This is a genomic window from Streptomyces sp. SCSIO 75703 (assembly GCF_036607905.1).
Classification (GTDB): domain Bacteria; phylum Actinomycetota; class Actinomycetes; order Streptomycetales; family Streptomycetaceae; genus Streptomyces.
Window position 1 is genome coordinate 4,028,051 of the sequence record NZ_CP144555.1, and the last position, 13,064, is coordinate 4,041,114.

At 74.6% G+C, this 13,064-nt stretch carries 9 protein-coding genes and 2 pseudogenes; 7 read left to right on the forward strand and 4 right to left on the reverse strand.

The genetic code is table 11. The annotated features are described in order from the left end of the window. Positions 1 to 49: 49 nt before the first annotated feature. Complete coding sequence (locus VM636_RS17735; protein ID WP_030422925.1) at positions 50 to 1,342, reverse strand: M6 family metalloprotease domain-containing protein; 1,293 nt, start codon at positions 1,340 to 1,342, stop codon at positions 50 to 52. Positions 1,343 to 1,558: 216 nt separating this feature from the next. On the opposite strand from VM636_RS17735, the pseudogene VM636_RS17740 reads away from it, so the two are divergent. Next, a pseudogene (locus VM636_RS17740) lies at positions 1,559 to 1,784 on the forward strand (MFS transporter); the annotation flags it as partial. 39 nt (positions 1,785 to 1,823) lie between these two features. Here VM636_RS17740 and VM636_RS17745 read toward each other — a convergent pair. Beyond that, entirely contained in the window at positions 1,824 to 2,339 is a 516-nt protein-coding gene (locus VM636_RS17745; protein WP_030422924.1) for a MarR family transcriptional regulator, read from the reverse strand. 107 nt (positions 2,340 to 2,446) lie between these two features. Between VM636_RS17745 and VM636_RS17750 the strand changes: the two genes are divergently transcribed. The 6 genes and pseudogenes from VM636_RS17750 to VM636_RS17775 all read left to right on the forward strand — a co-directional run bounded on the left by VM636_RS17750 (position 2,447) and on the right by VM636_RS17775 (position 10,804). Beyond that, positions 2,447 to 3,232, forward strand: coding sequence for a class III extradiol ring-cleavage dioxygenase (locus VM636_RS17750; protein WP_030422923.1), 786 nt, complete (start codon positions 2,447 to 2,449; stop codon positions 3,230 to 3,232). Between the two features lie 490 nt (positions 3,233 to 3,722). Next, the gene (locus tag VM636_RS17755; protein WP_030422922.1) at positions 3,723 to 4,721 is read left to right on the forward strand and encodes a sigma-70 family RNA polymerase sigma factor; all 999 of its coding nucleotides are present in this window, start codon (positions 3,723 to 3,725) and stop codon (positions 4,719 to 4,721) included. 768 nt (positions 4,722 to 5,489) lie between these two features. Further along, positions 5,490 to 6,071: pseudogene (locus VM636_RS17760) on the forward strand (helix-turn-helix domain-containing protein); the annotation flags it as partial. A gap of 593 nt (positions 6,072 to 6,664) precedes the next feature. Continuing rightward, entirely contained in the window at positions 6,665 to 7,426 is a 762-nt protein-coding gene (locus tag VM636_RS17765) for a DeoR/GlpR family DNA-binding transcription regulator (RefSeq protein ID WP_030422920.1), read from the forward strand. After that, positions 7,423 to 8,370 (forward strand): 1-phosphofructokinase, encoded by a 948-nt coding sequence (pfkB, locus tag VM636_RS17770; protein WP_030422919.1) that lies wholly within the window; start codon positions 7,423 to 7,425, stop codon positions 8,368 to 8,370. Before VM636_RS17765 ends, pfkB begins: the two co-directional genes overlap by 4 nt. A gap of 220 nt (positions 8,371 to 8,590) precedes the next feature. Then, positions 8,591 to 10,804 (forward strand): fructose-specific PTS transporter subunit EIIC, encoded by a 2,214-nt coding sequence (locus tag VM636_RS17775; protein WP_338485131.1) that lies wholly within the window; start codon positions 8,591 to 8,593, stop codon positions 10,802 to 10,804. Positions 10,805 to 11,012: 208 nt separating this feature from the next. On the opposite strand, the gene VM636_RS17780 is transcribed toward VM636_RS17775, so the two are convergent. Further along, positions 11,013 to 11,759: a DUF6227 family protein gene (locus VM636_RS17780; RefSeq protein ID WP_030419680.1), complete on the reverse strand. Its 747-nt coding sequence runs from the start codon at positions 11,757 to 11,759 to the stop codon at positions 11,013 to 11,015. Between the two features lie 243 nt (positions 11,760 to 12,002). Continuing rightward, on the reverse strand, positions 12,003 to 13,055 hold the full coding sequence (locus VM636_RS17785) for a P1 family peptidase (protein ID WP_338485133.1): 1,053 nt from the start codon (positions 13,053 to 13,055) through the stop codon (positions 12,003 to 12,005). Positions 13,056 to 13,064: the final 9 nt, after the last annotated feature.

Here is a 13,064-nt window from a genome sequence, read left to right on the forward strand (position 1 = left end):
CGGCTCTCCGGTACGGCGGGTGAGGCAGGGCTACGGTAGTCCGGGCGCCTCAGCGCCGGGTGATCCGTACCTCGTGGTCGCCCTGGGGGTCCGCCTTCGTCACCTTGATCGTGATGCCCCGCTCGGGGTCCTTGAAGGTCTCGCCCGGGATGAAGGCGGCGTCGGAGAGTTCGGCGTGGACGTTGGGGCTGCGGGTGCAGCCGCCGCTGTCGCGCCGGGAGTCGTAGACCGTGACCGGCCCCATCCCCGTGTCCACGTCGGCGTCGACCCGGTAGATCAGCACGCCGGGCCGGCAGACGGCCTCGTCGTTGCCCTCGCGGGTGCGCAGCTCCATGGCGTACCCGGACTTCCCGTCCAGCGGCACGACGACCAGTTTGTCGCCGCCCTCGCGGGCCAGTGGCGTCAGCGTGTACTTCGCCGAGCCGGGCGCGGAGGCGCAGTGCACCTGGGAGGCGTCGAGCCAGCCGAGCTTCCACTTGTGCCAGCCGAGCAGGTCGTTGTTGGCGCCCCAGTCCTCGCTCATGATGTCCCAGTGGCCGACCGCGCCGCCGCCCTCCTGGGTGTAGAGGTCGGGCAGGCCGAAGACGTGGCCGTTCTCGTGCGGCAGCACGCGGTAGCCGGTGCGGTCGTAGGAACCGGAGCCGTCGTCCTGGCGGGAGTAGACGAAGGACGCGTTGGCCACCGGGACGCCGTCGGCCACCGGTGCCTCGGCGTTGCCCGCGAAGGTGACGGACAGGACCGTGTCCAGGGCGGAGGGGCCCGCGTTCGGGGTGACCAGCACGTTGAGCAGGTCGTAGGCGCGGAAGTCCACCTTGGCGTCGGTCGCGGAGACCAGGTCCTGGATCAGCTCCCGGTAGCCCGGGTCGAAGGGCGCGCCGCGCTCTATGCCGTACTCGGCGAACGGTTTCGGCATCCGCAGCCACTCGCGGAGGGGGGCGTCGGGGCGGTAGTCGAGGCGCCCGTAGGAGCTGGTGGTGAACCAGTCGCGGGTCTGCGGGAAGAACTCGGCGTACCGGTCGAGGGCCTTGCCCTCCCCGGGCGCGTCCGGGAAGTCGACCATCAGGTTGAGGGCGCGGACGGTGCCGGTGGAGCGGGCGTAGCCGGAGGCGGTCGGGACGCCCTCGGACATCTGGATCTCGGGGCCGCCGCTGATCAGGCAGGGGCTGTGCGCGGGGGTGCGGGAGAGGGTGGCCGGGCCCGGGCCCGCCGTCGTGGTGCCCGGGGCGAGGGGGCCGGTGCCCGCCGAGGTGCTGACGGCGAGGGTCAGGAGGGTGACCGCCGCGAGGGCGGCCGGACGGCGGGGGCGTATCCGCCGGTTCGGCGGCTGCACCTGCGGCCGCATGCGCACCTCCCGGACCCATGGCAGCCGCACGTCACCGGCTGCACCCTTGCGCTCACCCTCTGCCGGGGGGTGCGGGGGCGCGCGCTGGAGGGGCTGAACGTGGGTTACCCGGCGGTAGCCGCCGTTCGGAGGAGTTCCGGGGCGGGGTGCGGGGCGGGGGAGGGGGATGTGCCGGGTGGCGGCGAGGTGTGGCGCGGGTCACCGGAAAGAGGGCGCGGCGGTGGTGCCGTCGGGCTGATCCCCGTCGGATGCGTCACGTCACCTGGACTGGCGCTGGGCCTTCTGCGTCGACATCCCGTTCGCCGTCGTCGCGGCGGCCGGCGCGTACCTCGTCGTCCGCGAGCCGCGCGGGCGGCCGGAACCGCTCCCCCTCGGCGTCCCCGGCGTGGTCCGGTCCCTCCTCGGTCTGGTGGCGCCGGTCTACGGCTTCACCCGCGCCGAGCCCGGGGGGCGGGGGCCGGCGCGGCCGGGGCGGGTCGGCTCAGCGCAGCCAGGGCAGGTCGGCGCCGGTCCCGTCCGGCTCCAGTCCCTCGGCGACGATCCGCATGATCTCGCCGAGGGACTTCTGCTGCTGCGGGGTGAGCCGGTCGAAGACGGCCTGGCGTACGGCGTCCACGTGCCCCGGCGCGGTGCGGGCGAGCACGTCGTGGCCCTCGTCCGTGAGCACGGCGAACTGGCCCCGCTTGTCGGAGGGGCAGTCCTCGCGGCGGACCCAGCCGTTCTTCTCCAGGCGGGCGACGGCGTGCGAGAGGCGGGACCGGGTGATCTTCGCGTACCGGGCCAGCTCCGTCATCCGCAGCCGCCGCCGGGGCGACTCGGCGAGCTTGACGAGGAGCCCGTAGTAGACGTGCGGCATCCCGGCGTCGCGCTGGAGCTGGCGGTCGAGGTGGTCCTCCAGGAGGGTGCCGGCCTCGATGTAGGCGCGCCAGACGTGCTGTTCCTCGTCGGTCAGCCAGCGCGGTTCCTGGCCGGGAGGGTTTCCGGGTGCCCTGTTCATGGGTCCACTGTAAGGCAAATTCTTGAACGTTAAACAAAAGCGGCGTATCCTCGCGTTAGAGCTTGAGGATTCAAGCAACTCGAGCAGTCGAGGAGGGAACCGCCGCCATGTCCGCCGCCACCGGGGACCGCATGCCCGCCCTGTACCTGAGCCACGGCGCCCCGCCGTTGGCCGACGACCCCGTCTGGCCCGGCGAACTCGCCGCCTGGTCCGCCGGCCTGCCGCGCCCGCGCGCGATCCTCGTCGTCTCCGCCCACTGGGAGGAGGCGCCCCTCGCGCTCGGCGCCACCCGGACCGTCCCGCTCGTCTACGACTTCTGGGGCTTCCCCGAGCACTACTACGGCGTGCGCTACGAGGCCCCCGGCGCCCCCGCGCTGGCCGATGCGGTGCGCAAGCTGCTGCGCGCGCCCGGCACCCCCGTGCAGGACGTCCCCGACCGGGGGCTCGACCACGGCGCCTACGTCCCGCTGGTCGAGATGTACCCGGACGCCGACGTCCCGGTCCTCCAGGTCTCGATGCCGACCCTCGACCCGGTACGGCTCATGGAGATCGGCCGCAGGCTCGCGCCGCTGCGCGACGAGGGCGTGCTGATCATCGGGTCCGGCTTCTTCACCCACAACCTGGCCGCCCTGCGCCAGGCCGGGGTGCCCTCCTGGTCCGCCGAGTTCGACGACTGGGGCCGGCGCGCGCTGGAGGACGGGGACGTGGACGGGCTGCTGGACTTCGCCCACAAGTCCCCGGCGGGCACGCTGGCCCACCCGCGCACCGAGCACTTCGCCCCGCTCTTCGTGACGATGGGCGCGGCGGACGCGGCCGGCGAGCTGGACCTGCGCCGCTCGGTGATCGACGGCTTCTGGATGGGGCTGGCCAAGCGGTCGGTGCAGTTCGGCTGAGCGGCGAGGCCGGCCGGGCGGTCGCCGTCATCCGGCCGGGGCGGGGGCGGCGGTCGGTCCCGCCCTGCTGCCCGCCCGCGCCGCCCGGCGGGGTGCCCCGGCAACCTCCCGGCCGCGGGAACCGTCTGGTGGGGCGGGGGCGTTCTCGTGGGGAGGCCGCCGGAGCCCGGGGGAGGGGCACCGGCGTACGTGACGGAAGTCTCATCCGGGGCTCCGCCCGGGGGCCGGTGGGGCGCGGAAGTATCGCACACCCCCCGTCTGACCTGGCGGTCCGCCCCTTTCGGCGGCGACGCCGGAGGCTGCGGCCCGACAGGGTACTGCATGATCAGAAAAATCGGGGAGCGGGTGGGGAATTCTGTCCGGATTCCAGTCGTTGTTTCCATCGGATGCAGGGCACCCGGCGAGAGTTCCGGAGCAGACCGGAGGAGTTCTCCACGGTGCCGTACGTCCGAAGGACCACCCGCTGAACCACCATCGCAAGGGAGCACGCATGGCAACCCGTGCCGTCGCCCGTCGTCAGTCCGCCACCGGCCGGACCACCGACGCGGCAACCAGCGTCCGCGCGAACGGCGGCGAACTCGCCGACCGCGATCTGGTCGGCATGTACCTCGACGAGATCGCCCGGACCCCGCTGCTCGACGCCGCCAAGGAAGTCGAGCTGTCCCAGACGATCGAGGCGGGTGTGTTCGCGCGGCAGATACTCGCAGGCTACGAGGAGACCGGGACCGACGCCACCCGTGAGGAACTGGAGGCGCTGGAGAGGGAGGGCGAGCGCGCGAAGGACGTGTTCATCCGCTCCAACCTCCGCCTGGTCGTCGCGGTCGCGCGCCGCTACCCCCGCAGCGGACTGCCGCTGCTCGACCTCATCCAGGAGGGCAACGCCGGCCTGGTCCGCGCGGTCGAGAAGTTCGACTACCGCAAGGGCTTCAAGTTCTCGACGTACGCCACCTGGTGGATCCGCCAGGCCATCACCCGGTCCATCGCCGACCAGTCCCGCACCATCCGGCTCCCCGTCCACCTCGTCGAGGAACTGGGCCGCATCCGGCGCGTGCAGCGCGAGTTCAACCGGGAGCACGGCCGTGAGCCGGAGCCCGCGGAGATCGCCGCCGAGCTGGGCTCCACGCCGGAGCGCGTCACCGACGTGCTCGACTGGGCCCGCGACCCGGTCTCGCTGAACATGGCGGTGGACGACGAGGGCGAGACCCAGTTCGGCGACCTGCTGGAGGACACCTCCGCCGTGTCTCCCGAGCAGTCCGTGCTGACGCTCCTGCGCAGCGAGGAACTGGACGACCTGATCGGCCGTCTGGAGCCGCGCACGGCGTCGATCATCAAGATGCGCTACGGCATCGACGACGGCCGGGAGCGCACCCTGACCGAGGTCGGCAAGGAGCACGGACTCACCCGCGAACGCATCCGCCAGATCGAGAAGCACGCGCTGCTGGAGCTGAAGAAGCTGGCCCACGACACCGGCTTCGAAGCCGCCGCCTGACCCACGGCGGCCACGGCCGGCCGGTTCCCCACGGGGCGTCCGAACATGGCCGTGTAACGCCGCTTCAACCCGCCGGGGCCCGGGAACAAGAACTCCGGGCCCACCGATGCCGATCCGATCCGCATGCGGTCCGATCCGAATCCGAGGCGATGCGCACCGATCCGGAACCGGGTCACGGACCGGCCCCGGCCCGAGGTACGAGCCGTCGTGTCCGGGCGCCCCGTGGCCACGGGTGCCCTACGCCCGCCGGGCCGCACGCACGTGCGCCCGACGCCTGTGAAGCACGCCCGTCAGTCAACCGAGTGACCGACCCACCCGTACGCGTCCGTCCGACCGGTCCGTTCCCGCGCCCCGCCCCCGAGCCCGTGGGCGCCGGACCCGGCCGGACACCCGCACCCCTCTGAACCACCCTGGACCTGCGGACACCCGGAACCACGTCCCGACGTACTCCCCCCGGCGCCGGGACTTCCCCGAGCCGGGTCGCGGTGCCTCTCCCCCTGGGCACGGCGGCCCGGCTCCTCTCGTGCCCACCCCCCGTGCGAACGGCGAGGTGGAGAGGGCCGCGGGGCGGCGGACAGGCCGGAAGGGCGGGGCACCCCGGACCTGAACCCCGGGGTGGCCCGCCGGATGGCAGATTGTGCCACAGGGGCATAGCCTGCCGAAGTGAGGACCACCCCCGCGACCCAGCCCGCCACCGGTCCGGAACCCGCCACCGCGCCCGGTCCCGGCACCCTCCCGCCGGCCGGGCGGCGCAAGGCCGAGACCCGGATGGAGATCGCCCGCACCGCGGCCCGGCTCTTCGTGGGGCAGGGGCTGCGGGCCACCCGCGCCGAGGACATCGCCAAGGCGGCCGGGGTCGCGCCGCGCACCTTCTACCGGTATTTCGCCACCAAGGAGGAGGCCGTCGCGCCCCTCTACGCCCTGGGCGCCCAGCGCTGGGCCGAGACGGTGCGCACGGCGCCGGCCGCACTGCCTCCGCCCGAGGCCCTCGCGTACGCCGCCCGGCACACCCTCACGCCGGGCGCCGGTGTCGCGGCGTCCTCCTGGCGGTGGGCCGGCGCCCTGATCCGCCTCGCCGAGGACAGCCCGGCGCTGCGCAAGGTGTGGACGGAGGTCTGCCACACCGCGGAACGGACCCTCGCCCAGACGCTGGCCGCCCGGCTGGCGCCGGGGGACGACAACGTTGCCGCGCGCCTCGCGGCGTCCCCCGGTCTGCGCTTCGCCGCCGCCACCGCGGGCGGTGCCGTCCGGGTCGCCGTCGAGCACTGGGCGTCCGCCCCGGAGGCGACGCCGGGCCCGCTGGACGCGGCCCTGCGCAACCTGGACGTGCTGCGGCACTTCCCCTGGGAGCGGTGGGGGAGCGGCTGGGACCAGTGGGGGAGCGGCGCGGACGAGCCGGTGGCGGCGGGCGTTCGCCGGGGCGAGGGGGCGGCGGGGGCGCCCGTGGGGGATGGCACCCACCGGGCCGACGCGGTGGCCGGGGAGACTGAGGAGGGTGGCGTCCGCCGGGGTGAGGCGGCCGGCGGGTAGCTCCCGCCGAGGGCGGGGCGGCGCCTCGACGGCGCAGCGGCTCCGGCCGTCCCGGCCCCCTGCCCGTCAGCGCACCGTCCGTCCGTCCGTCCGGCGCGTACCCCCCCCGGATCTGACCGCCGGGCCTCCTCCGTGGTCGGAGACCGCGGACCCGCTGCTGTCCGCCCTGGCGGCCTCATGCCCGGTTGCTTCCGTTTCGCTGGGGTTTCCACCCCCTCTGAGGGGCGGCCCGGCCTTCCCGCGTCGCCCGCCTCGGCGGACCGGTGCGGGTGCCACCCCGCACGCAGAGTAGCCGCGCCCGTTCGCGCCCGATTGAGTCCGTTCACTTCTGTTTACGTGTTTACTTTCCGGAAAATGGGACGTACCCTCCCAGTGAAGTCACAGGTTCGGGCACCACGTCGGAGGTGAAGGGCATGTACGCACCCGAGCGGCAGCAGGAGATCCTCCGGCTCGCCCGGGACGGCGGCCGGGTCGACGTGGTGTCGCTCGCCGAGGAGTTCCAGGTCACCGCGGAGACCATCCGCCGCGACCTGAAGGCCCTCGACCGCGCCGGACTGCTCCGCCGCGTGCACGGCGGCGCCATCCCCGCCGGCCGCCTCGACTTCGAACCGGACCTCGCGGAGCGCGAGACCACCGCCGCCGACGAGAAGGACCGGATCGCCCAGGCCGCCCTGGCCGAGGTGCCGGTCGAGGGCACGATGATCCTCGACGCCGGTTCCACGGTGGCCCGGCTGGCCTCCGCCCTGCCGCGCGAGGCGTCGCTCACCGTCGTCACCCACAGCCTGCCCATCGCGGCCCGCCTCGCCGACCACCCCGGCATCCAGCTCCACCTGGTCGGCGGACGCGTCCGGCACCGCACCCGCGCCGCCGTCGACGCCTGGGCCCTGCGCGCCTACGGCGAGATCCGCGCCGACGTGGTGCTCCTCGCGGCCAACGGCTTCTCCGCCGAGCACGGCCTGACCACCCCCGACCTCGCCGAGGCCGCGGTCAAGCGGGCCGCCGTCGCCTCCGCCCGCCGGGTCGTCCTGCTCGCCGACTCCTCCAAGCACGGCCAGGAGCACTTCGCCCGCTTCGGCGGCCTGGGCGACGTGGACCTGCTGATCACCGACAGCGGGCTGAGCCCGGAAGACGCCACCGCCATCGAGCGCGACGGCACGGAAGTGGTACGCGCATGATCCTCACCGTCACCCCCAACCCCTCCCTGGACCGCACCTACGAGGTGCCCTCCCTCGACCGGGGCGAAGTGGTCCGGGCCACCGGGGAACGCGTCGACCCGGGTGGCAAGGGCGTCAACGTCTCGCGCGCGGTCACCGCCGCCGGCCGGCGCACCGTCGCCGTCCTGCCGCTGGGCGGAGCACCGGGCGCCCTCGTCGCCGACCTGCTCGACGCGCAGGGCATCGAGGTCGCGCCGGTGCCGGTCGGCGGGGCGACCCGCTCCAACATCGCCCTCGCCGAGGCCGACGGCGTCCTGACGAAGATCAACGCCCCGGGCCCCGAACTCACCGAGGCCGAACGGGAACTGCTCCTCGACACCGTCCGCCGCCAGTCCCACGGCGCCGACTGGATCGCCTGCTGCGGCAGCCTCCCGCGCGGACTGGCCCCCTCCTGGTACGCCGAGCTGGTCGCGCGGGCGCACACCGCCGGGGTCCGTATCGCCCTGGACACCTCCGGGCCCGCCCTGCGCCGGGCGCTGGGCGAACGCCCCGACGTGGTCAAGCCCAACGCCGAGGAACTCGCCGAGGTCGTCGGCCGCCCCCTCGCCACCGTCGGCGACGCCGTCAAGGCCGCCGAGGAACTGCGCGCGCTGGGCGCGGTCGCCGTCCTGGCGAGCCTCGGGGCCGACGGGCAACTGCTCGTGTCCGACGCCGGCACCTGGTACGGCAGCGCCCGCGTGGACGCCGTGCGCAGCAACGTCGGCGCGGGGGACTCCTCCCTCGCCGGTTTCCTCATCGCCGGGGGCACCGGCCCGCGCGCCCTCGCCTCCGCCGTCGCCCACGGCGCCGCCGCGGTGCGGCTTCCCGGCAGCGTGATGCCGACGCCGGCCGACCTGGACCCGGCCGCGGTGACCGTCACGGCCCGCGTCCCCGTCGACCGCCCGCTGACGGAGCCGGTGCCATGAACCGACGGCCCCCGTGGCGGTACGGCTCCGCCCCCGCACCCCTCACCTGCCCCCAGTACCTCCCCGACCCCGGCGTTCCGGCCGGGGCCCGCCTCGTCCCCCACGGCGGGACCCCCGTCCCCCACGGCGGGACCCCCGTCCCCCACGGGGGCGGCACCCCCCTCCCCACCCCCGCCCACCACCCCACGTTCCGGGCGATACGCGAGCGAAGGAGCCCGCGATGAGCGAGATGATCACCGCGGATCTGGTCGACCTCGACCTGTCCGCCGACACGAAGGAAGCGGCGGCCCGCGCCCTCGCCGAACGGATGGTGGCCCAGGGCCGGGTGACCGACCTGGAGGGCTTCCTCGCCGACGTCGCGGCCCGCGAGGCGCAGATGCCGACCGGACTCGACGGCGGCATCGGCATCCCCCACTGCCGCAGTGAGCACGCCACCGAGCCCACGCTCGCCTTCGGGCGCAGCGCGCGCGGCATCGACTTCGGCGCGGCGGACGGCCCGGCCGACCTGATCTTCCTGATCGCCGCGCCCGCGGGAGCGGACGACGCCCACCTGACGATCCTCTCGTCGCTGGCCCGGCAGTTGATGAACGCCGACTTCACCGCCGCGCTGCGGTCGGTGGACGACGCCGGGGCCGCCGCGGCCCTGATCCGGGGCGAGGAATCCCCGGCGGCGGGGACGGGCGCGTCCGCCGCCGAGGGCGCGGCCGGCACGGGAGAGGCCGGTACGGGAGAGGCCGGCACGGGAGTTGCCGGAGGCTCCGCTTCCGATCACTCCGATGACTCCGTGGCGGGGCCGGCGGCGGCCTCCGCCGGCCCCGCCACGGTCACCGACGCCGCATCCGACGGCGCACCCGACGGCGCCGCGAGCCCCGCGGCCGGCGAGAGCGCCCAGGGCGCGGGGGCTTCCACGGACGGTTCGGAAGGCGCCGGGCGTCCGTTCCGTATCGTCGCCGTCACCTCCTGCCCCACCGGCATCGCGCACACCTACATGGCGGCCGAGTCGCTGGAGAAGGCGGGCCGTGAGGCGGGCGTCGAGGTCGTCGTCGAGACGCAGGGCTCGGCCGGCTTCACCCGGCTCGACCCGGCGGTGATCGAGGCCGCCGACGGCGTGATCCTCGCCCACGACGTGTCGGTGCGCGACAAGGAGCGGTTCGCGGGCAAGCCCACCGTCGACACCGGCGTCAAGGCCGGCATCAACCGGCCCGGCGAACTGATCGCCGAGGTCCGCGCCAAGGCCGCCCGCGGCGAGGTCACCTCGGCCGCCGCCCCGGGTACCACGCCCGTCGAGCGCACCGGCGAGAGCGGCGAGGGCTACGGCACCAAGCTCCGCAAGTGGCTGATGTCCGGCGTCAGTTACATGGTCCCGTTCGTCGCCGCGGGCGGCCTGCTCATCGCCCTCGGCTTCGCCATCGGCGGGTACGAGGTCGACCAGGCGCCCTCGGTGATGGAGCACTTCGCCTGGGCGCAGGCCGACAGCTGGGCGGCGCTGCTGTTCCAGATCGGCGGCGTGGCCTTCGGCTTCCTCGTGCCGGTCCTGGCCGGTTACATCGCCTACGGCATGGCCGACCGGCCCGGCCTCGTGCCCGGCTTCGTCGGCGGTGCGATCGCGCTCACCATCAACGCCGGCTTCCTCGGCGGTCTGGCGGCCGGTCTGATCGCCGGCGCGGTGGTGATGGCGATCCAACGCCTGCGCATCCCGGCGGCGTTGCGCGGCATCATGCCGGTGGTCGTGATCCCGCTGATCTCCTCGGCGATCGTCGGCTTCCTGATGTTCGTGGTGATCGGCAAGCCCATCGCCTCCGCGCAGAGCGGCATGACCGACTGGCTCAACGGCCTCTCCGGCGCCAACGCCGTCCTGCTCGGCGCGCTGCTCGGCCTGATGATGTGCTTCGACCTCGGCGGCCCCGTCAACAAGGTCGCCTACACCTTCGCCACGGCCGGCATCGCGGTCTCCAGTCCGAGCGACTCGGCGATGAAGATCATGGCGGCGGTCATGGCGGCCGGCATGGTCCCGCCGCTGGCGATGGCCCTGGCCACGACCGTGCGCGGCAGGCTCTTCAACGCCACCGAGCGCGAGAACGGCAAGGCCGCCTGGGTGCTCGGCGCCTCCTTCATCTCCGAGGGCGCCATCCCCTTCGCCGCGGCCGACCCGCTGCGCGTGATCCCCGCCTCCATGGTCGGCGGCGCGCTCACCGGTTCGCTGTCGATGGCCTTCGGCGCGACGCTGCGCGCCCCGCACGGCGGCATCTTCGTGGTCCCGCTGATCGGCAACCCGCTGCTCTACATGGTCGCCATCGCCGCCGGCGTCTGCGTCACCACCGCCCTGGTGATCGTCCTCAAGGGGCTGCGCCGGAACGCCCCCGCCGTCGCCCAGGGCACCGGGGACGCGGAGGCCGGCCAGGCTCCCGAGGCGCAGCAGCCGGTCGCCGTGTGACCCGCGGCGCCTGACCGCACACCGGCACGGCACAGGCACCGGCACGCGCAGGCAGACACTTCCGGGCCGGAACCCTCCGAGGGTTCCGGCCCGGAAATGTCCAGCCGTCCAGCCGTCCAGCCGTCATGCACACTGCCCGCAGCCGTTCGCCGTCGTGGCCGGTGCCCGGCGTCTTCGGCGGACACCGGCGGGCGTGCGGGCCGCCGCCTCAGATCACCCGGGCCGCGCGCCGCTCCATCGTCCGCCGGGCCACGTCCTCGCTGACGTACACCTCGCACATGTGCCGTCCGTCGGGCGTCGCCGTGTGCTCGACTTCCCACAGGGAGATCTCGACGCCGTTGCCCAGCAGGAAGGCGTGCTCGTAGAGCGAGATGCTGAGCCGGCCCCGGCCCGCGCGGCCGGGGCCGCCGAACGCCTGCGTGATCCGGTGCGCCGACGCCAAGGCCAGCAGGGCGGCGATCTCCGGGCCCGGCCGGTCCGGGTTCTCCGCGCGGCGCAGCAGCCGCCGCGCGTGGTCGGCCGAACCGTCGGACACGTACGTGTGCCGGGGCGCCGGGACCGGCGACAACCGCACCGGCAGGGGCAGCTCGAAACCGGGCGAGTCCGGAGGCAGCGCCAGCCGGGCGGTGGCGGCCCGCGCCTCCTCCTCGTCGACGTACACCTCGTGCTGCGGGGCGCCGTTCGGTGCCGTGTTGTGGACCAGCTCCCAGAGGGTGAGCGCCGAACCGTCCGCCAGCAGCCACGTGTGCCGGTACGTCTCCCGGTGCAGACCCGCGCTGTGGTGCGCGGAGTGCAGCGAGTCGTCGTACGCCAGCGCGCCCTCCACCCGCCGCACCGTCTCGTCGGGCAGCTCGAACGAGTTCAGCGCGCGGCCGAGCAGTCGCGCGAGGTGCTCCTCCGGAGACTCGGGCGACTCGGGTGGTTCGTACGCTGCCGTGTCGTACGGAACGCTCAAGGTTTCTCCCGGCGTTGCTGCATGTCACCTTGTGGGTGCATACCGTAGCCCCTCGGTCGGACGTCGTACCCGGGAACCGGGAAAACGCCTGATCGGAAAACGCGCCGCCCACCCGAAAAGTTTCCGCGGGATCCGATGGGCCGTCAAAAAACCCTGCCCGCACCCCTCTTGGTGCCCTACAGCATGCCCCGTTCCCCGCCCGGCACTCCTGCGCTTTTTCCTCGCCGGCCCCGGTGGCGTCCGCTACGGCGCCCCGCCCGCACCGCCGCCCGCGCCGTACAGCCGGGTGTACGACGGCCAGGCGCCGCCCGGCCCGTCCACCGGCGTGGCGGCCCGGACGGCACGCACGATCGCCCGCGTCACCATGTCGGCGCCCGCGGCCAGCACGTCGTTCAGCGCGAGCGGCTGCCGGGCGTCCAGCGGGTGCCGTCCGGTCGCCAGGGTGAAGACGGTGTCCCCGTCGGTGAGCAGGTGCACGGGGCGGACGGCGCGGGCGATACCGTCGTGCGCCGTGCCGGCCAGCTTCTGGGCCTGCGCCCGCGACAGGTCCGCGTCCGTGACGACCACGGCCAGGGTGGTGTTGAGCGGGGGAGGGGCGTTGAGCGCCGCGACCTCCGCCAGCCGACGCCGCGCCGCCTCGTGCACCTCCCGCGCCGGGTACGCCACCCGCCGCCCCTCGAAAAACTCCCCGTACAGCACCCCCGTCTCCGGGTCCAGCGCGGACCCCGCCGCGTTGGCCACCACCAGCGCCGCCACCGTGATCCCCGACTCCAGCACCGTGCTCGCCGTGCCGACCCCGCCCTTCAGGGTCCCGGCCACCGCCCCCGTACCGGCCCCGACGCACCCCTCGGCCACGGGGGCGCCGGGCGCGCTCGCGTGGGCGGCCTCCACCGCCGCCCGCCCCGTGCCCGCGTCCGGCCGGGCCCGGAAATCACCGCCACGCCCCAGGTCGAAGACACAGGCGGCGGGCACCACCGGCACCACGTGCGCCGGGTCCGGCCCGACGCGGACCCCGCGCCCCCGCTCCTCCAGCCAGGCCATCACCCCGGACGCCGCGTCCAGGCCGTAGGCGCTGCCACCGGTCAGGACGACCGCCTCGACCCTCTCCACCACGTTGCGCGGGTCCAGCGCGTCGGTCTCCTTGGTGCCGGGACCGCCGCCGCGGACGTCCACGGCGGCGACCGCGCCGCCCTCCGGCGCGAGCACCACCGTGGTGCCCGTGAGCCATCCGTCTCCGCTGCGCGTCGCATGTCCGACCCGCACGCCCGCCACGTCCGTCACCGCGTCGACTCTCATGCCCACAGT